Source organism: Chryseobacterium paludis (assembly GCF_025403485.1).
Lineage (GTDB): Bacteria > Bacteroidota > Bacteroidia > Flavobacteriales > Weeksellaceae > Chryseobacterium > Chryseobacterium paludis.
Map to the genome: position 1 here is coordinate 1,037,908 of NZ_CP099966.1, position 22,190 is coordinate 1,060,097.

Consider the following 22,190-nt stretch of genomic DNA (forward strand, 5'->3'; position numbering starts at 1 on the left):
GGGAAATAAGCCCTATTAAAAAAGTTATTAAAAATTAAAAATGAAATATAAAAGAATCCTTCTAAAACTTAGTGGTGAAGCCTTAATGGGGAATAGACAATATGGTATTGACAATGACAGGCTACAGGAATATGCTGTTGAAATAAAAAAAGTAGTAGATAAAGGTTGTGAAGTTGCCATTGTAATTGGAGGAGGAAATATATTCCGTGGAGTAGCAGGTGCTGCAAAAGGGATGGACAGGGTACAGGGTGACTATATGGGGATGCTGGCAACAGTAATCAATGGAATGGCTCTACAGGGTGCTTTGGAAGATGTCGGAATCAAAACAAGACTTCAGTCAGCTATTGAGATGGATAAAGTAGCTGAACCTTTTATTAAAAGACGTGCCGTAAGACACCTAGAAAAGGGGAGAGTTGTTATTTTTGGAGCTGGTACTGGAAACCCTTATTTTACAACAGATACCGCAGCAACATTGAGAGCAATTGAAATTGGTGCTGATGTCATTTTAAAAGGAACAAGAGTAGATGGAATTTACGATAGTGATCCTGAAAAAAATGTAAACGCTGTAAAATATAATTCTTTATCTTTCGATGAAGTTTTTGAAAAAAACCTTAAAGTGATGGATATGACTGCATTTACTTTAAGTCATGAAAATAAATTACCGATTATTGTTTTTGATATGAACAAGGATGGTAATCTAGGGAAAATCGTAGACGGAGAAAATGTTGGTACTTTAGTTGATTTGTAATTAAGCGATAGTAGGATTTAGGCAATTAAATATTACAAGATTCAAGGGCTTAAAGATGATTAGTCACTACTATTAATTATCATTTGTAACTTATCAATTATCATTTATAATTTTGTGTAACCTATCAAATTTTTATTATATAATGGAAGAATTAGATCTTATAGTAGAGTCTGTAAATCAGGACATGGACGCAGCTATTAAACATTTGGAGCATGCATTTCAAAGAATCAGAGCAGGACGTGCTTCTACGTCAATGGTTCAGGATGTTATGGTAGAATATTATGGTGCTCCAACTCCTATTAACCAGGTAGCTAACGTTTCAGTTCCGGATGCAATGACAATTTCTATTCAACCTTGGGACAGAACGGCTATCGGTGCTATTGAAAAAGCTATTATTAATTCTAACTTGGGTTTTGCACCTTCTAATAACGGGGAAAATATTATTTTGAATGTTCCGCCTTTAACAGAGGAGAGAAGGAGAGATTTGGCAAAACAAGCTAAAGGAGAAACAGAACAAACAAAGATTGTTGTAAGAAATGCAAGACAGGATGGTTTGAAAGAACTTAAAAGACTTGAAGGCGTTTCTGAAGATGTTATCAAAGGGATTGAAGATGATATTCAATCGTTAACAGACAAGTATGTAAAAGCTTGTGATGACCATTTAAAAACAAAAGAAGCTGAAATTATGAAAGTATAATTTTTAGTTTTTTTAAATAATATAAAAGAAGCTGTCTGATTGGGCAGCTTCTTTTTTGTAAAAATCTATAAGGGGAAAGCGATGGATCAATAGTTTCTTTTTTACAGACATTTAATTTCGCCTCTCTTTTCTTTGTTTTTTAAGAGCTGCTGATAGGTACTCAATAACTCATCAGCTGAGCATGGTATTTCCTTATTGGCAATTTTATCAATATCGGGACGGGTAGATTCCTTTGAGCGTATAGTATATCTTTTTTCAAAACATTTAATAGGTTTGCTATTTTGTAAATAAATACGCTGTTCAATAATATCATCTTTTGTTTCTGGCTTTTCAGGTGTTCCACCATCAAAATTCCATGAAGTGTCTTCCTTAAAAATAAAAAACAGCGTATTGTCTTTAATGAAATAACTTTCAACGGAAGAAAAATGACTGTACTCTGCATAAAAGTGTTTTATTATTTTAAGCCCACTCTGATCGGAAAAAAAAGTGACTGTTCCTGATCTTTCATTATTACAATTATAATCAAAGCTTACCGAATCAAGTTCTTTCTTATTTAATTGCTTGTTTATCGTATAATATTCCTTGCTGATGTCCTCAATGGTTAACAACTTATTATTCACCGTTGAAGAATCCTTTTTATGGTTGGAAGTTAATGTATCTGAAGAATCAGTATTTTTTACAGGAATTTTATTGGTTTCTTTTTTACACGAAAAAATAAATGCCAGGCTAAGTATAAGAAATAGGAGTTTCATATAAAGATAATTTAAGATTAAATGACTCAGAAATTTTTCCCTGTCTACTAGATTCATTTATCATCTTATTTCATATGTAAATTTAAAAATTAAAATAAAAAAGATCCGGTAATTCCGGATCTTTTTATTATTGGTATCTCTTATGTTCTTTATTTTTTGAGAATCGTTTTGTAATAGGTTTGAGTAATGCTTTGTATTTCTCAGCATCAAATAACTGTGAATCTGTAAGTGCTTTATAGGTCATGATCACTCCAAATGGGAAAAGTATAATATTAGGAAGCCATGCAGCCAGATAAGGATTTAAGGTGCCCGCCCAGGCAAGGTTTTCCATACCCACATTAATTACATAGAAAATGATAAATATGACAATCGCAATAATGACAGGAAGACCCATTCCTCCTTTTCTGATGATAGAACCTAAGCTGGCGCCAATCAGAAAGAATATGATACATGTAAACGAATAGGAGAGTATCCTTTGCTGATAAATAACGATTTTACTGAAATATTTAACATTAGGTTTAAAATCATTTGTTTTCCCGTCAAGAGTTGATTTTAAATTTTCCAAACGATTGTAGGCATTATAAATGATCTCCATTCTTTTATTAACCTTTACAGTATCCAACTTTAACTGCTGTTTAACCGAAGCCTTGGATTTATTATTTTTATCCATATAGGTAACCACAGAATTGGTCTGATTCAAAACATCACCTGTTATGGTAGTGAAAAATTTGTCATTATCTTTTTTATTAAGATCAATGGTCTTATTCAGTTGATTAAAAGTCTGGAAACGGTAATCATCTGTGATTTGTTCTTCTTCAATTGCTTTATTAATGATCTCACTAATGTCAAAGTGAGAAACCAATGTGTCAAATTTGATGGCTTGATCAGGCTGTTTTAATCTTACAGCTTCTCCCTTACCTGCAAAGTTATCTTCAAATACATATCCGTTGTATAAAACAAGCTTCAGATAGTTTTTATTAGCAGCAGGAATAAATTTTCCTTTTTCCGCTACAATAGATTGTTGATTTTCAAAAGTACTGGCTTTTCTGTGAATAAAAACGCCCTCGATATTTTCACCATTTTCTCCCTGAATTTTATCAAACTTTACCATATATCCTGGGATCTGATCGATAAACTGTCCCGGAGTAAAGTTAAGGGCCGGTTTTGTCTGAGCAATGTTAAAAAGCATATTCTTGGCCTTCCTTTGGAAGTCCGGAATGATATTATTAGAGAAGAAGAAAAGCATTATGGACAATAGGGCAGTTACCCCTAAAAGAGGGACCATAACTCTGGTTAAAGAGATTCCGGCTGCTTTCATAGCAGCAAGTTCATAGCGTTCCCCGAATTCCCCGAAGGACATAATACTCGCCAAAAGAATAGTAAGCGGTAATACCATACTGATAACGCTTACTCCGAGATAAAAAAGAAGTTTAAGGATTTGCCAGTAGCTTAATCCTTTTCCCATAAATTGCCCTAATTGAACCCAGATAATGTTTACAATAAATATGAAAAACAATACACTGAATATAAAGAAAAATGGTCCGAAAAAGGTTTTTATAATATATCGGTCTAGTATTTTTAACATTCGCCAAAATTAATCAAAAAGCCACAAAGTTTACTTTGTGACTTTACATTTTATTACTTTTTTAAATTACAATTCTGTAATGACGTAATTTTTAAATTTATTCTTATCGAAAACAAACATATTAGGATCTAATTCCTGATTTTCTTTGTATTCTTTAATAGCAATTACAGCAACGTCTTTATTATTTCCATGTTGTTCCAGTTTCACCATCTGTTTCTTTGCAGAATCTACAAATAGATAGACATAACTTAGACCGTTTGGTTTAACAGGTGTTAACTTAATAAGGTCTGTACTTACACCGTTTACGGTTTTCTTACCACCATAGGCTACATTGTAATCATTTCTATAAGTGGAAAGATAATTGATGGGGGAGAACATGGTGCCACTTCCATTAGGCTTGGCAATGGTTACCTCCATATCATCTGCATTGATATTATATATTTTACTCCCATCGAACACCTGTTCCGTATCCATGATCTTCAATTTATATTTATCGCCTGCAGAATAATAAATTCCAGGCTCAGTTTTAGCAACTTGTCCATTAACACCGCTTCCAAAAGAAAATTTGAAATAGGTGTTTTTTTTGGATTTATAGTTAGCAGTAATATCATCTAATATCTTTTTCGCTTTTGCATCTATCTTCTGTGCATTAGATAAACCAACAGCCCCTACCACAAATCCTCCTAATATAATTTTTGAGATAATACTTTTCATTTTTTTACTTTTATTAATCTTTAGACATTTTCCTGTTTAAAAAGTTAAACAGCACAGGGTGTTTTCCCTTTATTTACGCAGATCTTCCAAAAACTGTTCCAAAGAATGAAGGTCACTAATAATAACCTCTCTTGCTTTAGCTCCATTAAATCCACCTACGATACCACTAGCCTCAAGCTGGTCCATAATTCTTCCGGCTCTGTTATATCCTAACTTCAATTGTCTCTGAAGCATAGAAGTGGAACCTTGTTGTGTTGAAACAATAATTCTTGCTGCTTCTTCAAATAACGCATCTTTTTCATTGGGATCGAAAGTGCCCACTGTACTTGTTGAATCTTCAGAAACATATTCAGGAAGTAAAAATGCAGAAGCATATCCCTTTTGTTCACCAATAAATTCAGCTATTCTTTCTACTTCAGGAGTATCAACAAATGCACATTGAAGTCTTAAAATTTCATTTCCATTAAAATAAAGCATATCCCCTTTTCCTATCAGCTGATCTGCTCCAGTAGAGTCTAAGATCGTTCTGGAATCTACACTTGAAATTACTCTAAATGCTGCTCTTGCAGGGAAATTAGCTTTAATCATCCCTGTAATTACATTTACGGAAGGTCTTTGAGTAGCAACAATAAGGTGAATGCCTACAGCTCTTGCCAGCTGCGCCAATCTTGCAATTGGTAATTCTACTTCTTTTCCTGCGGTCATAATTAAATCTGCAAACTCGTCAACTACCAAGACAATATAAGGTAAATAACGGTGTCCGTTTTCAGGGTTCAATTTTCTTTCAGCAAATTTTTTATTGTATTCTTTTAAATTTTTACAGAAAGCATTTTTCAGTAAATCATATCGGTTATCCATCTCAACACAAAGAGAGTTCAGAGTATTGATCACCTTATTGGTATCTGTAATGATTGCATCGTCCGTATCAGGAAGTTTCGCTAAATAATGTCTCTCTATTTTAGAGTATAAAGAGAGTTCCACTTTCTTCGGATCCACCATCACGAATTTCAATTCACTAGGGTGTTTCTTATATAGTAGTGAAGTAAGAATAGCATTAATACCTACTGATTTACCCTGTCCTGTTGCACCTGCCATTAGTAAGTGAGGCATTTTGGATAAGTCAGCCATGAAGATTTCGTTGGAAATTGTTTTCCCGAAAACCACAGGTAAATCCATATCTGTATTCTGGAATTTATGTGATGCAATTACAGAACGCATAGAAACCATAGTAGGGTTCTTTCTTGGCACTTCAATTCCAATTGTTCCCTTTCCTGGCATCGGAGCAATAATTCTGATTCCCAATGCCGAAAGATTCAAAGCAATATCATCCTGTAATTTTTTAATAGCCGCTACTCTGATTCCTGCTTCCGGAACAATTTCATATAAAGTAACGGTTGGACCAATCGTCGCTTTTATTTCAGCGATACCTACGTTGAAGTTTTTTAACAGACCAACAATCTTATTTTTATTTTCTTCTAACTCCTCTTTATTAATAGAGATTTCCTCATTCCCGTAATCCTTTAACAGTTCCACTGTTGGCATTTGGAAATTAGGAAGATCCAGTTTGTGATCATAAAGACCATGCTTCTCGATAAGTTCTTGAGATTTCTTTTCTGTATCATCTAAAACATCAATTACTGGAGCTATCTCAACATTAAATTTGATATCATCTTGTGTAGTTGGTTTAATATCAAATGCCTGTTCAGGTGTTGAAACCGGTATTGTAGGTTTGGTGTTAAGATTTAAATTAAGTGATTTAGAAAGATCCTCATCTCCTTCAAATGAAGTATGGTTAGGGGTGGCAATAGTTTCAAGATTTGTTGATACTGGAACATCCGGAAAACCTTTGGGTACATTTACAGGTTCCTGAGCCTTAGCAGAGACTGTTGTGTCAGTAACCGAAATATTTGGGTGATCTTCAGTAACCTCCTCTTCCAGTTCTTCGTCTGCTTCAAAGTTTTCATCTGAACTAGGCATCATTGATCTTACTTTTCCTATTGTATTTTCATTGATGTTATTTAATTTAGCTTTAATAGAGCTAGGACGAAGATTGAATTCCAAAATAAAATATAATGCAATACTTGAAGCCAATACCAACCAAAGCCCTACTGTTCCTATAATTGCATTAAGAGAATCCATGATCTGATAACCATAAACTCCACCTAAAACACCTTGACCTTTTGTAATGGCACCCATGAAAATGGGAACCCAGCAAATAAAAAACAAAGAATGTCCTATGGTTTTCCAAGGTTTGAATATTTTCTTTTTTAAAATTAATGTTCCAACCACTAAAAATAAAAATGCAATGATAAAAGAGGCTACACCAATACTTTCAAATATAAAAATGTTTCCTAACCAATCTCCAACTTTGCCAAAAACATTTGAAGATTGTATGCTTTTATCCATCATTGTTCCAGCCTGACTTTGATCAGCTTTCCAATTCATTAAATAAGAAATGAAAGAGAAAATAAGGACGACAGAAAAAAGTATGAAAGTAAGCCCGAAAAATATACGGGGTTTAGATAGAATTTTGCCCTTTTCAGACATATCTTGTTGCTTAGTTTGTGTCTTTTTATCCATAATATCAATGTCGGCAAATTTAGTGTTTTTTCAATACTAAAGAATATTTTTTAACTAACTTTTCGATTTTAGCTTTAATCAAAATAATCAGTCTTTGCCATACGATTGTAATGAGTACCAGAGGAAGAAGAGAACTATTATTAAATGTATAAGGGTATCTATAATTTTAAACCAGAAACAGGTATATTTTCTCTTTTGATCAATTTATATTCTTTCTTGATATTTAATAAATATAAAGTATGGTCCTATAATGGGTTAAATTTTTATTCGTATTATTCGTGTGACTTTGATAACTTTTTATGTTTGTATGATTTTTCCTAAAATCCAATGCCTATTCCTTTAATTTTTTTTTTTGTATTGTTGCACTGTGTTAAGGATTTAACCCTTAGTAGAAAGCGAATCGTTTGATTGGCATATATTTAACACACACACACACAAGTATGAAATTAAACACTATTAAATCGATCAGTTTTCCCCTTGTTATTTATTCTATAATGAGTTATTATGAAAAGAATATCCACAATTCAGGATTCTTTTAATAAGATCAGGACTTGTTTCTAGCTACGATTAAAAAAACTTATCTATAGTTTTATAGGATCTCAATTAAATAATTTACAATCCGCATTAGATAGCAAAGAGTACTTCTTTGGCTGCTTGCGTATGTTATTATGCATACACACAGGTGATTAAATCATATTCTTATAGAAGAATTGATTTCTATCTCCGCGAGCTCTTAAGAGGTGAAAATTCTATTATTTGATCAACTTACTTTTTTGAATAATGAATGCGACTTGTAAAGTACTCCAATAATTAAACATATATTGAAAATTATACAAAATGAAGAAATTATTTATTTTTATTTCCTTTACCCTATGCTATATGCTATGGGGGCAATCACCCGGAGGTGTCAACGCGAATTTAAGAATCTGGCTCAAAGCCAATGATGGGTTTTCATCAAACTCATGGAAGGACCATTCAGGTTCCGGTAATAACTTTACTCAAAGCAACAGCACCAGAAGGCCTTTTCTTATATTGCCTTCACCAAAACATAATTTTAATCCTTCTGCTGATTTTGGAGCCTCAAGTGCTACTGATGCTAGGTTTATGGTGGTGCCTAATGGCGGACCATACACGAATAAATCAGCAAACACTGTTCTAATGATGGTTAGTGCAAAGGACTTAGTGGGGTTTCATGATTATATTGGTTTTGGAGGAACTACTACAGGTTCGAGTTTATCACAAGCTAACCTTCCTGTAATCACTAATAATAACAATAATAATACCTCTGCATTGCTTTATCCTACAGCAGCAAGTACTGTTGGAAGAACATTAAATAAAAACCATTTAATTGATTTTTCTTACAGTGAAGGCGGTTCTGTGAGATCAGGTCTTGATGGGATAAATAGTTCAGGACCCATTATCAGGGCTGCTTCTAATAGACTGACTGGTGGGGCAATTCTAGGCTCACAGAGAGAAGTTGCAGCAGCTGATATTTCAGAAGTGATTGGTTTTCAAAGAGATATTACGCTGGGGGAAAGAAACAGAGTTCGTTCTTATTTGGCTGTTAAATATGGGGTTACATTAGCTCAGCCTCAAAATTATATAGCCTCTGACGGAACAACTATTTCCTGGAATTCCAATAGGAATTCTAGCTTTAACAGCAATATTTTTGGACTGGCCAAAGATGATAAGACAGCATTAGATCAGAGAGTATCTAACAGCATCAACAGTGGAACGATACTTACTGTTGCTACTGTTAATGATTTTACTTCAGCTAATTCTTCAGGAAGCAGAACGTCTTTTACTGCAAATAATACTTTTTTGATGTTTGGAGATAATAACAATACCTCTAGAAATGTTACGGATGTTCCAGCAGTTATAAATCCAAATGGAGAAAGAAAAAGAATCCAGAGAGTATGGCAGGTAGAAAAAACAAATAATAGTGGCTCTGTATGGCTTCAAGCCGACTTATCAGCATATTCGATTAACACGAATATTTTTATGATGGTGGCTGATGATGCAAGTTTTCAAAACAATTTAGTAATAGTTCCCGGTGTAATAAATGCCGGTGGTAAGGTCGTATTTAATCATATTTTTTCTAAAAACAGCTACATTACTTTCGGAGGGGAGATTACAGAAGGTAACTGTGTACAATGTACAGGAGGAAAAACATATAGATTCAGAACAGGTTATGCATGGTTACAAGCAGGGCAGTCAGGTAGAACTTCGAATGAAATCTCTAATATTTTATTAGGAAATACCACAGAGGGAGGGCTTAGAGTTGTTAAAATGGTTTCCGATTATACAGAAAACCCTTCAATGGAATATGCACCAAGAGCTTATCCTAGAATGTATCGGGGAACCTGGGTGATTACTAGAAGGTATGATAATACTAAGGCTGTTGCAAGACATTTTGTGGAGTTTAATCAATCTGTAAAGGCAAGATTTCAAATTTCCAATATTAATACCTATCTGAGAAATGGAAATCTATTTACTGTAAAAGGATATTGCGATGGAAAGGTAGTATATCCTAAAGTTACTTATGCATACCCTGTAAATGATACAAGAACGACTTTTTCTATAGATGGAAATTTGCTGACTGGAATAAGACCATTTAGAGGTTTCACTTATTTATATTCTACTGCGAATATTGTATTTGATCGTCCTGTACAGAAAATAGAAATTGAATGTAAAGTAAATCGGGTTAACGCAAGAAAAACTTTGCGATCATTAACTTGGGGCGATATGGCATTGGAATGTGCTGCCAATCCAGAACCAACAGCTGATCATATGAATATCTACCAGTCATTTACAACCAATCCTGTCTATTCTTGTAATGAAACAACTATGATTATGAGAATTATAAATAACAATTCGGCTAATAGAAAGATTAGTATCAGCAATAATCTTCCTGAAGGTTTAGCGTATGTACCCGACAGCTATAATGATGTAGAATTATCAGGTAATCCGCAACCAACATATGCCGGGAAACTTTTTTCATTAAATAATTTAGTGGTTCCACCTGGAACTCACACTATTTATGTGGACGTGAAACCTACAAATAATACGGGGACTACTTATCAGACACAAGCCGATTTCACTGTGCTTAATACGGGAAATAATTACAAAAGTGATGGAGACGCTTCAGTTCCCGGCTTTCAGACTTCTCCTTTAGAAGTATTAAAAGGCCAAGAAGTAGATGTCTCAAAATATAAATTAACAAAATCTGTTAATGTATCTTGTGGTGTAAATAACCAAAAAGTAACATATAGATTAACAATTGAGAATAATTCTGGAGCACCGGTAACAGGAGCAAATTTAGAAGAAAACCTTGAGGGTGGTCAGACAATAGAAAGCTATATTCTCAACGGAATTACTGGAACACCAGCTGTAAATCCAGTAGGAGCAACTATATTTCATTTAAATGATGTTACCATACCGGTAGGTATAAGTACAATTGATATGGTGGTAAATCTACAAGACTCTTATGATAACAATAATACCTCAGGTATTGTTAGTCAGTTTATTATAGAAATAGATCCTGATAATCCTTGTAGTAGTAGTTCTACAGCATATTCCAATGCTTTGCTTCTTCCTCTTTGTAATGGGATATGTACTAAAGATCCAGCATCGGGAACCCCTAATAGTATAACAAGAATGGGTATTAGCGGGCATACTAATCTGCAGCAAAACTGGCCAGCTAATGTTCCTAATGGATTTTTAGCATTAGAATCAAAGAACAAAGGATTTGTAATTACCAGAACTACTTCTGATAAAATAGTTAGTCCTGTAGAGGGGATGTTGATTTTTGATACTACCGATAAGTGTTATAAACTTTATAACGGTACTACATGGAATTGTATATCAAGATCTTGTAACGATTAATAATTTTAAAGCCATTAATTCCATAAATCGTTGAATAAAATGGATGGCATAAACAAAAAACAAAATGAAAAAAATAAATAGAATTATAACGATAGTAGGGTTGTTGTTTATTGGATCAATGCATGCACAGATAGCAATAAATAAGGAGAAAGTGGATGGGGATGGTCTTCTTGATTTTGCAGCGAATACTACAAATGGTATTTTGTTGCCAATTGTAGAAATACTTCCTGACGATGCTGTAGGGGGTACTATCTTAATGGATAAAAATGATAAAATTCTAAAAATGAATACAGGTGCTGCGTGGGTTCAATTAAGTGATCCGGGATCTATTACTGGTGTTGTTTTTAATACTAATAATGAATTATCGGGAAAAAACAGAATAATCATGGGATCTCATACTTCCAATGCGCCTGGAGTATTGGTGTTGGAATCCCTCGACAAAGCATTGATACTGCCGAAAGTGGCAACACCCCATATCAATGTGAAAAGTCCATTTCCCGGAATGATATGTTATGATACTACTAGTAAAACTTTAGCCGTATTTGACGGCCTGAAATGGAGCTATTGGAAGTAATATGATGATCAAATAATATTTGGCGGTCTAAATGCTGATTATGATAGGACGGTTATGCCCCGATTCTATATGATAATCCAGCTTTAGCCGCCTTTATATTTTAAATAGTTTTATTTTTTGAACTAGTTCAAATGTCAGGAAATAGGATGGGAATAACTTTGCTTTATTAAATTTTAAAATTAGAATTATTATGAAAGAAGCATTTTTGATCATCGATATTCAAAATGATTATTTTCCAGATGGTAAACACATTTTGTCAGGTTCCGAACAGGCAGGGAGAAATGCATGTAAAGTATTGGAGTATGTCCGCAGTAAAAAAATTGAAATTATTCATATTCAACATCTGTCTGTGAATGAAGGTGCTGATTTCTTTTTACCGGATACCTATGGAGCCGAAATAAATGCCTTTGTGCAACCAGTAGAAGGAGAAAGAATCATTATTAAGAATTATCCCAACAGTTTCAGAAATACGGATCTTTTAGCACACCTTCAGAAAAAAGGGATTAAAAATTTAATTATATGCGGAATGATGACGGATGTTTGTGTAGATGCTACATTAAGAGCTGCGATGGATCTTGGCTTTAAAACAACGGTTATTGGTGATGCCTGTACAACTGAAAATCGTGAGTTGTATGGTGAAGCAATAAATGCAAAAGAGATACACTCATCTTATCTTGCTGGATTTACAGCTTTAGGTAACTTGTATGCAAATGTAATGTCCACAGAAGAATTTCTTAAAGAAAGGTAAATATCTAAAATTTCAGTAGAATTATAAAGATACCATCATTGTTGGTATCTTTATATTTTATAAATTTTTTAAAACTTTATGCTTGATCTACTACATAAAAACATAAACCAGCACATCCTGTTTTCAGATGAAGAGTTTAAAAAATTCTCTGAACCTTTTAAACTTAAAGCGTTTAAAAAGAAAGAAGTAGTTCTTAAGGAAGGAGATTATTGTCTTTTTGAAGGGTTTGTGACAGAGGGCTGTTTTAAGGTCTGTTTTTTAAATGAAAATGGTGCCGAGCAGACTTTGTATTTTGCAGTCAAAGGATGGTGGATCACAGATCTGGACAGCCTCATTAATCACGTTCCGAGTACACTGAATATTGAAGCTCTGGAAGACAGTAAAGTATTAATGATTTCAAAAAAAGAAAAGCTTCATCTGTATGAAACCATGCCAGTAGTTGAAAAGCTCTTCCGAATTATGAATCAACAATCTTCAATTGCGCTACAAAGAAGGATACTTTCATTATTAAATAAGACAGCTGATAAACGTTATATTGAATTTCTGGAAAAATATCCTGAACTGGAACAAAGGATAACACAACAGCAAGTGGCCTCTTACCTGGGTATTTCTCATGAATTTTTAAGTAAAATAAGAAAGAAAACAATGCTTGGTAAATAGATGTACTCAATAATATACATAGCTTTTTTTTATTCACAATCCCGGGGTTTTTAGTTTTAAATTTTCCTCAATGTTTTTCGGCTTATTAAGAATAATTCAAAATAACTAATATAGGCTTTAAAATGATAAAAAACATCTTTTTTTATCGACCTTTTACTTAATCATGCTTATTTTTGCATGTCAAGTAAAATAAATCATGAAGAAGATCCAAGATATTCTTATTTCAACCAGAACAATGGCTGTGTTGCTGCTGGTCTTTGCATTCTCTATGGCGTATGCAACGTTTCTCGAAAACGATTATGGAACCCCTACAGCGAAAGCATTAATTTATGAAGCAAAATGGTTTGAGCTGATTATGGTATTGCTGATCTTAAATTTCATTGGAAATATCGGGAGATATAGACTATGGAAGAGAGAGAAGTGGCCGGTTCTTATGTTTCACCTCGCATTTGTTTTTATTTTTATAGGTGGTGCCATTACAAGATATGTAAGTTTTGAAGGAACAATGCACATCAGAGAAGGCGAAACTTCAAACGAAATTGTAACGGATAAGAATTTCTTCAAAATTCAGATCGAAGAAAAAGGAGATGTTCTGAACTATCAGGATATTCCTTATCTAATGTCTCCATTACATAAAGACTTTAGTGCAACTTATGATTTCCATGGAAAAGAAGTTAAGATCTTTGCTAAAGAATATATTCAAAGAAAAAAAGACAGTCTGATTGCTGATCCGAATGGTGCAGAATACCTTCATTTGGTTTCAACAGGACAGACCGGAAGACAAAATATTTATATCAAACCGGGAGAGACAAAATCCATCAATGGAACTCTTGTTACTTTTAACAGAGCCATTGAAGGTGCTGTAGAGTTTAAAAATGAAGGCGGGAAGTTATTCGTTAAAACTCCGGTTGATGCAACCTATATGACGATGGCAACTCAGGCTACCGGAAATACTAAAAAAGATGAATTCCAACCTTTAGCATTAAGAAGTTTATACAGTATCAATGATTTAAAGTTGGTAGTACCTGAAGGACTTAGAAAAGGGAAGTTATTGGCTATTGAAGGCGATAGAAAGAAGGATCAGGCTGTTCCTGATATGTTGAAAATTGAAATTCAGGGTCCTAAAACAAAACAGCTTGTTGAGTTGTCTGTAGAAAAAGGAAATCCAAATGCCTATAAGCAAATTACCATGGACGGGCTGAATATTATGGCTGGTTTTGGTCCTAAAGTATATAATACTCCTTTTGCATTGAAACTGGATGATTTCGTAATGGAAACCTATCCTGGAAGTTCTTCACCAAGTGCTTACGAAAGCCATGTGAAAATTATTGATGGCGGAAAGCAGACACCTTATAAAATTTATATGAACCACGTTCTTAATCATGGCGGATATCGTTTTTTCCAGGCAAGTTTTGATCCGGATAGAATGGGGACTGTATTATCTGTAAATCATGATTTTTGGGGAACTATGATTTCTTATTTGGGATACAATTTATTATTTCTTGGAATGTTTATTATTTTCTTCTGGAAAGGAACTCATTTCTGGAAGTTAAATAAAATGTTGAGAGATGTTAATAAGAAAAGAGCGGCAACAGTCGTATTATTGCTACTAAGTTTAGGGTTAAATGCTCAAAAAATTGAAACTCACGGAACCACTGATGGAAGCAGAGAACATATTCATGTAGAAGGCGATGGGCATTCTCATGCACAAGTTCCTGAAACGAACCAGCAAGAAATAGCTCCGCGACAAAATTCATTAGCTAGTCCATTAGGTAAAATGAGAATGATTTCTGCAGATGAAATTATTGCTAGAAATAAAATAAGTAAAGAACACGCAGATAAATTCGGATACCTTTTAGTTCAGAATTTTGAAGGAAGAATTGTTCCTATCAATACTGAAGCGCTGGATGTTTTAAGAAAACTATACAAAAAGGACGAATTCAAAGGAACAGATGGAAAGTCTCTTACAGCCAATCAATGGTTTCTGTCTATCAATACTGATACCCCAAGCTGGACAATGGTTCCTATTATTAAAGTAGGTTCTAAAGGAGGAGACGAATTAAAGAATAAAACAAAGGCTGATGATGAAGGTTATACTTCATTAATGAATCTTTTCCCAGCGGATGCCAATGGTAATCTTACTTATATTCTGGAGCACGATTATAACATCGCTTTCCGTAAAAAACCTGCTGAACAGACTAATTATGATAAAGAGATTATTTCTGTAAATGAAAGAGTTCAGATTTTCAACGAATTTTTTAGTGGGCAGTTTATGAGAATTGTTCCTGTGAAAAATGATCCGAATCACACTTGGCATTCTTGGTTGGATCAAAAATTTGAACCGGATATGGAATCTCAGGAGGTAATGGGACCTTATTTTGCAGAAGCTTTAACTGCTCAGAAATCAGGATACTGGAAAAAAGCTGATGCTGAACTGAAGAAGCTTTCAGATTACCAGCAAAAGTGGGGGAAAAGTGTAGTTCCTTCAAAATCTAAAGTAGATCTTGAGGTGTTCATGAACAAAGTGAATATCAACTTTAAATTATTAATTTTCTATACTTTAATTGGCGGATTGCTATTGTTATTAGGTTTTGTTGATTTATTCAAGCCTAACAAAGTATTAAGTAAAGTAATCAAAGCAATTATTGTTTTAGGTCTGATAGGATATATATTCCATTTCTTAGGTCTTGTGGCAAGATGGTATATTTCAGGTCATGCACCTTGGAGTAATGGATATGAGGCTATAATATTTATCTCGTGGGTCGGTATTTCTGCAGGATTATTATTGTACAGAAATGCCAATGCACTAATTCCTGCTGCAGGATTTATGGTTGCAGTAATTATGATGGGATTTGCACACGGAGGATCTGCTCTTGATCCACAAATTACACCTTTGGTACCTGTATTGAAGTCATATTGGCTAATTGTACACGTAGCGATCATTACTTCAAGTTACGGGTTCTTTGCCCTATCTATGATCATTGCAGTGATATCATTAGTATTCTATATTATTTCAAGTAAAAAGACCTATAAAATTCACCATGATACCACTTTAAAAGAATTGGTAATTGTTTCTGAAATGTCTCTTACTATAGGTTTATTTGCTTTAACTGTAGGGAACTTCTTAGGGGGAATCTGGGCGAATGAGTCATGGGGTAGATACTGGAGCTGGGATCCAAAAGAAACGTGGGCTTTCATCTCTATCATGGTGTATGCTTTTGTACTGCACATGAGATTGGTTCCTGGATTGAGAAGTAAATGGGCTTTCCATGTAGCTACGATGTTTGCTTTCTGCTCGATGGTAATGACCTATTTTGGAGTTAATTACTATTTAACAGGTCTTCACTCTTACGCAGCAGGAGATCCGGTTCCGGTTCCGGCTTGGGTATATATCGGATTATCTGTTATGCTCTTATTATCCGCTGCTTCTTACTTTAAATTTAAAGCATTAAATAAAAAATAAGGTTTGCAATTAAAATAACAAAATCCCGGAAATATATTTTCCGGGATTTTTTGTTGTGATCTGCAAAGGAATTTTTCTAATGGTTTAAAAACTTGAAACTTATCTGTTATATTTTAAAACTAATTTATATCTTTATGATATCAAAATAATATCATTTTAAAATTTATATTTATATGGAAAAAATCCTAAAACCTATGTCCGGCTATATAACACTGGTAATTTGCCTTGTTTTATTTATAGCTGCTGTTTACTTATTTATAAGTGGAGTAGATCAAAGTATTACTTATGTTGTTTTAGCAATGGTATGTTTTCTAACTTCTTGTTTCTTTTTGAAAGGCTTAATGATCATTCAGCCTAATCATTCAAGAGTATTGAACTTCTTTGGAAAATATGTTGGAACAGTAAAAGATAACGGACTGTTCTTTATTAACCCATTGTATTCCTCACAAAAAATATCACTCCGTTCTGAAAATTTACAGGGACAGACTTTAAAAGTGAATGATAAGATGGGAAATCCAATTGAAATTGCTGTCGTTATTGTATGGAAAGTGGGCGATACTTATAGAGCAGCTTTTGATGTTGAGCGTTATTCTGATTTTGTAAAAATGCAAAGTGAAGCTGCTGTGCGTCATTTGGCTATGAGTTTTCCTTATGATAATTTAGAGGATGATCATGCTCCGATTACCTTGAGAGAGGGTGGTGACAAGATCAATTCTATCCTGGAACAGGAACTTACAGATCGTCTCTCAAAGGCAGGAATTGTGATTCAGGAAGCTAGGATATCACATCTGGCATATGCATCAGAAATCGCGGGAGCAATGCTTCAGAGACAGCAGGCCACTGCTATTGTTGCGGCAAGGACAAAAATTGTAGAAGGGGCCGTTGGAATGGTTGATCTGGCATTAAAAAAACTTTCTGCAGAGAATATCGTAGAATTAGATGATGAAAGAAAGGCTGCCATGGTTAGTAATCTTATGGTGGTTCTTTGTGGTGAAAAAGCGGCACAGCCTATTTTAAATGCAGGAACTTTATATAATTAAAATTCCTGCCAACTTAAAAGCAAGAAGACTTGAAATTTAAAAAAGTCTTTGTTTGAAATTTTAAAAATAAAAAATGAAACCTCAAAAATCTCAAAATTCTTCCGAAAGCACTCAAAAAGGCAAAAAATCCTTTGTGATAAGGATCGAAGAATCTACTTACAAACTTCTGGAAAAATGGGCAAATGATGAATTCAGAAGTGTAAATGGACAAATTGAGTATTTGCTTCATCAAAATCTTGTTGAGTCCGGAAGAAAGAAAAAGGAATAGTTAAAAGTGAAAACTCAAATCGTAAAGTTGCAGAAGTGATATAGAAAATTATTGATTTTTATCCGCTTTGTGATTAATAAAAGAAAACTTAACTAAAGCATAGTAAAAAAGCAGGGAAATTTTCTCTGCTTTTTTATTTTATGAATAACCTTATTAATCAAATAAAGTAGTAAAATACGTGCTAATAATAGTCCAGAAATTCTTTCCCAGGAAATAGATCAGTGTAGAAGTTATAATCCCTTTTACAGTAAAAAATATAATCCCTCCGATCCCAAAACGCTTAACCCATTGTTTCCATTTTGAAGTATCCTCTTTTTCGGGTTCGTTTATTGGTTTCTTATTTTCCATTTCTGAAATTAAAATATTGGTATTACAAAGATAAGCATGTTTATAATTAGTCCAAATAAAAACGCAACGAAAATTAAAATTTTGGGTTTCGCATAATATTTTTATCTTTAGAGAAAACGAAAAGGAATATTTTATGTCTAAAAAAGTCAAGGATTTCGGTATCGAGAAATCGCTTAAAAATCTAGGTATTAAAGATGATAACAAAGGAACTTCCGTAGGTGGAAAGTACTTTGCATCAGGAAAAATAATAGAAAGTTATTCTCCTGTTGATGGAAAATTAATTGCTAAAGTAAAAACTTCAAATGAAGCTGATTATGAAAAGGTAATTCAATCTGCTCAAAAAGCATTTCAGGAATTTAGAATGATCCCATCACCAAAAAGGGGAGAAATTGTAAGACAGTTAGGTCTAAAATTAAGAGAATATAAAGATGATTTAGGGAAACTTGTTTCTTATGAAATGGGAAAATCTCTACAGGAGGGTCTTGGTGAAGTTCAGGAGATGATTGATATTTGTGATTTTGCTGTTGGTTTATCAAGACAGCTTCACGGGTTTACCATGCATTCTGAAAGACCAGGTCACAGAATGTATGAACAATATCATCCACTGGGAATTGTAGGAATTATTACAGCATTTAACTTCCCGGTAGCTGTTTGGGCTTGGAATACAGCATTATCTTGGATATGTGGAAACGTAACCATTTGGAAGCCTTCTGAAAAAACACCTTTCTGTGCAATTGCATGTCAAAATATTTTAGCTGAAGTTCTTAAAGAAAATAACCTTTCTGAAGGAATTTCAAGTGTGATGGTTTCTGATCACGAGATCGGACAAAAACTAGTTGATGACAAGCGTGTTTCATTAATCTCTTTCACAGGTTCTACAAGAGTAGGAAGAATGGTTTCTTCTAAAGTTGCTGAAAGATTTGGTAAATCTATCCTTGAGCTGGGAGGAAATAATGCCATTATTATCTCTAAAGATGCTGATATCGATATGTCGATCATTGGTGCTGTTTTCGGAGCTGTAGGAACTGCGGGTCAGAGATGTACATCTACGAGAAGACTGATTATTCATGAAGATGTTTATGATGAAGTAAAAAATAGATTGGTAAAAGCATACGGACAGTTAAAAATCGGAAATCCATTAGATGAGACTAATCATGTTGGACCACTAATTGATAAAGGTGCTGTTACTCAATATGAAGATTCAATCAAAAAATGTAAAAAAGAAGGTGGGAAGTTCATTGTTGAAGGAGGTGTTCTAAGCGGTAAAGACTATGAGTCTGGATGTTATGTAAAACCATGTATCGCTGAAGTAAAAAACTCTTACGAAATTGTACAACATGAAACTTTTGCTCCCATTTTATATTTAATAAAATACAAAACTCTTGAAGAAGCAATTGCTATTCAAAATGATGTTCCTCAGGGATTATCTTCTGCAATTATGACTCAAAATTTAAGAGAAGCAGAATTATTCCTTTCTCAAGCGGGTTCAGACTGTGGAATTGCGAATGTAAATATTGGAACTTCTGGTGCTGAGATTGGAGGTGCTTTCGGTGGTGAAAAAGAAACAGGAGGCGGTAGAGAATCGGGTTCAGATGCTTGGAAATATTACATGAGAAGACAAACGAATACGATCAACTATACGACAAGTCTTCCTTTAGCACAAGGAATTAAGTTTGATATTTAATTAAAACATTTAAAATCATTTAAAGATTGAAAAATGTATATATTTTAATTAAATTTTTTTCAATCTTTAATCTTTCAATCACAACAATATGGAACAGACAATTGATATAAAAGCAAATAAAGTTAAAGAGACTGTAGGAAAACACGTACTGGCAGACGGTTTTGATTTCGTAATGGATATCGAAAAATCTCATGGTTCATGGCTGTATGACAGACTTACAGATAAAAAATTTCTAGATATGTTTTCGATGTTCGGTTCAGCATCTATCGGATACAATCACCCTTACCTTGTAGGGAAATCAGAATGGCTAGGAAAAATGGCGGTTAATAAACCAACGCTGGCAGACGTATATTCAGAGGAATATGCTCATTTTTTAGAGGTTTTTGAAAGAGTAGTTATCCCCGAAGAATTACAATTAGCTTTCTTTATTGAAGGTGGTTCTTTAGGCGTTGAAAATGCAATGAAAGCATGTTTTGACTGGAAAACACGTAAGAATTTTGAAAAAGGACTTCAAACTGAAGCTGGAATTTGTATTCACTTCAGACAGGCATTCCATGGAAGAAGTGGTTATACATTAAGTTTAACAAATACTTCTGATCCTAGGAAATATCAATATTTCCCAATGTTTGAATGGCCAAGAATCCTTAATCCAAAATTGAGCTTTCCAATCACTGAAGAGAATTTAGAGGAAACGATCAAAAATGAAAGATTAGCGCTATTGCATATCGAAGAAGCTATTATTTCCAATCCTGACAAAGTAGCTTGTATCATTATTGAACCTATTCAGGCTGAAGGTGGAGATAACCATTTTAGAGATGAGTTTTTTGTTGAATTAAGAAAACTGTGTGATCAGAATGAAATTCTTTTAATCTTTGACGAAGTACAAACCGGTATTGGAATTACGGGAGAAATGTGGGCTTTCCAACATTTTACTGCAAAACCAGATATTATTTCTTTTGGTAAAAAAGCACAGGTATGTGGAGTTTTAGCGAATAAAGAGAAATTTGACCAGATTCCTAATAATGTGTTCAGAGAAAGTTCAAGAATTAATTCCACTTTTGGAGGGAATTTTATCGATATGCTTCGTTTCCAATTGGTAATGGAAGTTATTGAAAAAGAAAATCTTGTGGAGAATGCTAAGCTGGTAGGTGAGTACTTATTAGAAGGCTTACAGAATTTAGCTCAGAAGTATCCTGAAAAAATTTCCAATGCAAGAGGAAGAGGATTAATGTGTGCTATAGACCTTCCTTCGGGAGAGCAGAGAAACCATTTAATTAATGAACTTTTCAATGATGGTTTAATTATTTTATCGTGTGGAGATCAATCGATTCGTTTTAGACCACATCTGAATGTTTCCAGAGAAGAAATTCAGCTTGCTTTGGATAAAATAGAAAATAATATTAACAAAATTTAAAACCACAGATTTGTAATTTTGGAAAAATCTTACTATATTTAGATTTCAAAAAGGATAAAATATGGAAAGAAGTACGCGAGTATCAGTTTTTGAAAGTGATAATCCTTCAGAAATTCAATTGATCAAATCTAAATTAGATGACGCCCAAATCACAAACACTGTTGAAAATAATTATTTAACTTTTACGACAACGCCAACAGCGACATCACTAAAAGTTATGGTGGATTTAGAGGATGAGAAAAAAGCATTCGAAATTATTGACACTTATATACAACAAAGTGCAAACCAATAAAAGAATTTCATAATTTTAAATTTTACTACTTCGAACCGAAAATTAATTTAATTAGTTTTCGGTTTTTTTATTTAAATTTAATGCTAAGGAAATATAAATGATTTAAAATAATCCTATTTTTGTCTTTTAAATTTTTTCAACAATTAAAAATATATGACGCAGCAAGTTAAATTCAGGAAGGCAGAAATTAAAGACAGAAATATCATTTGGGAAATTATCCAGCAAGCTATACAAAGGAGGAAGGCGGATGGGAGTACCCAATGGCAGAATGGATATCCTAATGCTGATACTGTAGAAAGTGATATTGCCAAAGGTTTTGGATTTGTACTTACAGTAGATGAAGCTGTTGCAGTATATGTTGCTTTAATATTCAATGATGAACCTGCTTACAGCACGATTGAAGGAGCCTGGCTAAGCAATGGTGAATTTGTGGTTGTACACAGAGTAGCCGTTTCCGAAGAATTTGCAGGACAAGGTTTAGTTAAGAAACTTTTTGAACACATAGAAGATTACACAAAATCCCAAGGGGTTCAAAGTGTAAAAGTAGATACCAATTACGATAATATTGCCATGCTGAAGATTCTTGAGAAACAGGGATACTCCTATTGTGGTGAAGTCGTTTTAGCAGGCGGCGTAAGAAAAGCATTTGAGAAGATTATAATTTGAGTAAAAAGTTAAATCAACTTCCATTGAATTTTTAAAACGCTATGTATTTATAAACTCTATTGAGTTTGTTCG

At 33.8% G+C, this 22,190-nt stretch carries 18 protein-coding genes; 13 read left to right on the top strand and 5 right to left on the bottom strand.

What is annotated here, in order from left to right; translation table 11 throughout:
* Positions 1-40 precede the first annotated feature (40 nt).
* Both pyrH and frr read left to right on the top strand, forming a co-directional pair.
* The gene (gene pyrH / locus NG806_RS04345) at positions 41-748 is read left to right on the top strand and encodes a UMP kinase (RefSeq protein WP_214825331.1); all 708 of its coding nucleotides are present in this window, start codon (positions 41-43) and stop codon (positions 746-748) included.
* A 142-nt stretch (positions 749-890) separates the two neighbouring features.
* The gene (gene frr, locus NG806_RS04350; RefSeq protein ID WP_214825329.1) at positions 891-1,445 is read left to right on the top strand and encodes a ribosome recycling factor; all 555 of its coding nucleotides are present in this window, start codon (positions 891-893) and stop codon (positions 1,443-1,445) included.
* Positions 1,446-1,546: 101 nt separating this feature from the next.
* On the opposite strand, the gene NG806_RS04355 is transcribed toward frr, so the two are convergent.
* The 4 genes from NG806_RS04355 to NG806_RS04370 all read right to left on the bottom strand — a co-directional run bounded on the left by NG806_RS04355 (position 1,547) and on the right by NG806_RS04370 (position 7,076).
* Positions 1,547-2,197 carry a hypothetical protein gene (locus tag NG806_RS04355; RefSeq protein WP_261512099.1) on the bottom strand — a complete coding sequence of 217 codons (651 nt, stop codon included), beginning with the start codon at positions 2,195-2,197 and terminating at the stop codon, positions 1,547-1,549.
* A gap of 127 nt (positions 2,198-2,324) precedes the next feature.
* Complete coding sequence (locus NG806_RS04360; protein WP_261512100.1) at positions 2,325-3,782, bottom strand: LptF/LptG family permease; 1,458 nt, start codon at positions 3,780-3,782, stop codon at positions 2,325-2,327.
* Between the two features lie 66 nt (positions 3,783-3,848).
* A complete protein-coding gene (locus NG806_RS04365) occupies positions 3,849-4,496 on the bottom strand; it encodes a LolA family protein (protein ID WP_261512102.1) in 648 nt (215 codons plus the stop codon).
* A gap of 69 nt (positions 4,497-4,565) precedes the next feature.
* Positions 4,566-7,076, bottom strand: coding sequence for an FtsK/SpoIIIE family DNA translocase (locus NG806_RS04370; RefSeq protein WP_214825320.1), 2,511 nt, complete (start codon positions 7,074-7,076; stop codon positions 4,566-4,568).
* An 837-nt stretch (positions 7,077-7,913) separates the two neighbouring features.
* Between NG806_RS04370 and NG806_RS04375 the strand changes: the two genes are divergently transcribed.
* The 7 genes from NG806_RS04375 (at position 7,914) to NG806_RS04405 (ending at position 17,714) form a co-directional block, all read left to right on the top strand.
* Positions 7,914-10,961, top strand: coding sequence for a hypothetical protein (locus NG806_RS04375; protein WP_261512103.1), 3,048 nt, complete (start codon positions 7,914-7,916; stop codon positions 10,959-10,961).
* A 64-nt stretch (positions 10,962-11,025) separates the two neighbouring features.
* The gene (locus NG806_RS04380) at positions 11,026-11,535 is read left to right on the top strand and encodes a hypothetical protein (RefSeq protein WP_261512105.1); all 510 of its coding nucleotides are present in this window, start codon (positions 11,026-11,028) and stop codon (positions 11,533-11,535) included.
* Between the two features lie 190 nt (positions 11,536-11,725).
* Positions 11,726-12,283 carry a cysteine hydrolase family protein gene (locus NG806_RS04385; RefSeq protein ID WP_261512106.1) on the top strand — a complete coding sequence of 186 codons (558 nt, stop codon included), beginning with the start codon at positions 11,726-11,728 and terminating at the stop codon, positions 12,281-12,283.
* Between the two features lie 78 nt (positions 12,284-12,361).
* Positions 12,362-12,943: a Crp/Fnr family transcriptional regulator gene (locus NG806_RS04390; protein WP_214825314.1), complete on the top strand. Its 582-nt coding sequence runs from the start codon at positions 12,362-12,364 to the stop codon at positions 12,941-12,943.
* Positions 12,944-13,139: 196 nt separating this feature from the next.
* Positions 13,140-16,406 carry a cytochrome c biogenesis protein CcsA gene (gene ccsA, locus NG806_RS04395; protein ID WP_261512107.1) on the top strand — a complete coding sequence of 1,089 codons (3,267 nt, stop codon included), beginning with the start codon at positions 13,140-13,142 and terminating at the stop codon, positions 16,404-16,406.
* Between the two features lie 173 nt (positions 16,407-16,579).
* Positions 16,580-17,446 (top strand): SPFH domain-containing protein, encoded by an 867-nt coding sequence (locus NG806_RS04400; RefSeq protein ID WP_214825309.1) that lies wholly within the window; start codon positions 16,580-16,582, stop codon positions 17,444-17,446.
* Positions 17,447-17,519: 73 nt separating this feature from the next.
* Positions 17,520-17,714 (top strand): Arc family DNA binding domain-containing protein, encoded by a 195-nt coding sequence (locus NG806_RS04405; protein ID WP_214825307.1) that lies wholly within the window; start codon positions 17,520-17,522, stop codon positions 17,712-17,714.
* Between the two features lie 153 nt (positions 17,715-17,867).
* Here NG806_RS04405 and NG806_RS04410 read toward each other — a convergent pair whose 3' ends face one another.
* The gene (locus NG806_RS04410; protein WP_214825305.1) at positions 17,868-18,062 is read right to left on the bottom strand and encodes a hypothetical protein; all 195 of its coding nucleotides are present in this window, start codon (positions 18,060-18,062) and stop codon (positions 17,868-17,870) included.
* Between the two features lie 133 nt (positions 18,063-18,195).
* On the opposite strand from NG806_RS04410, the gene amaB reads away from it, so the two are divergent.
* The 4 genes from amaB to NG806_RS04430 all read left to right on the top strand — a co-directional run bounded on the left by amaB (position 18,196) and on the right by NG806_RS04430 (position 22,118).
* A complete protein-coding gene (gene amaB, locus NG806_RS04415; RefSeq protein WP_214825303.1) occupies positions 18,196-19,746 on the top strand; it encodes an L-piperidine-6-carboxylate dehydrogenase in 1,551 nt (516 codons plus the stop codon).
* Between the two features lie 88 nt (positions 19,747-19,834).
* Complete coding sequence (gene lat / locus NG806_RS04420) at positions 19,835-21,160, top strand: L-lysine 6-transaminase (RefSeq protein WP_214825301.1); 1,326 nt, start codon at positions 19,835-19,837, stop codon at positions 21,158-21,160.
* A gap of 61 nt (positions 21,161-21,221) precedes the next feature.
* Positions 21,222-21,452: a DUF2007 domain-containing protein gene (locus tag NG806_RS04425; RefSeq protein ID WP_214825298.1), complete on the top strand. Its 231-nt coding sequence runs from the start codon at positions 21,222-21,224 to the stop codon at positions 21,450-21,452.
* A 153-nt stretch (positions 21,453-21,605) separates the two neighbouring features.
* Positions 21,606-22,118, top strand: coding sequence for a GNAT family N-acetyltransferase (locus NG806_RS04430; protein ID WP_261512108.1), 513 nt, complete (start codon positions 21,606-21,608; stop codon positions 22,116-22,118).
* Positions 22,119-22,190: the final 72 nt, after the last annotated feature.